Raw genomic sequence first — 540 nt, forward strand, 5'->3', positions numbered from 1 at the left:
GCGGATCCCCGTCCCGCCCGCCACCAGGCGTCCGGGCCGCACATCGCCACCCTTGCGTGGGCCGACTGGCAGATCGCCACCGAACAGCACGTCGTGCTCGCCGCGGACCGGGAGCACCCGGACCGCGGCTGGGCCGGCCACCACGCGGTCCGCGTCGGCCGCCTGCTCGCCCTGGCCCCGAAACGGCCCTGATCCCTCTTCAGTAGCCGCCCGCCTCGGGCGCGCACTGTTCCACAGCACCAGCAGTGCTACGTCAGATCACCCGCGCAGGCGCGGGACAGCCGTATCGCTCTCGTCCGCGCCCCGGCTCTCCCGCACCCCAGGCCCCCGTGAAGGGAGCGAGAACCACCATGACATCCACCACCCGAGAGGCGGTAGCCCGGACCTGGGCCAGCCTCAACCGCTACACCAGAGCCCTCCGGCCCGGACCCGAATCCGACGCCGCGATCGACGCCGCCTGGCAGCTCCACCGCGACGTCGCCCAGCTCCTGCCCGCCGTACAGACCCTCCTGGACGAGCGCGACGACCTGGCCGCGCGCC

2 protein-coding genes are annotated in these 540 nt (G+C 74.1%); both read left to right on the plus strand.

Annotation, left to right across the window (positions count from 1 at the left end):
• A partial coding sequence (locus tag TR48_RS23445; protein WP_161789893.1) for a hypothetical protein occupies positions 1-192 on the plus strand: 192 nt, incomplete at its 5' end.
• 158 nt (positions 193-350) lie between these two features.
• A partial coding sequence (locus tag TR48_RS43515) for a hypothetical protein (protein WP_042370562.1) occupies positions 351-540 on the plus strand: 190 nt, incomplete at its 3' end.

Origin of the sequence: Streptacidiphilus neutrinimicus (genome assembly GCF_000787815.1) — a bacterium.
GTDB classification, from domain to species: Bacteria; Actinomycetota; Actinomycetes; order Streptomycetales; family Streptomycetaceae; genus Streptacidiphilus; species Streptacidiphilus neutrinimicus.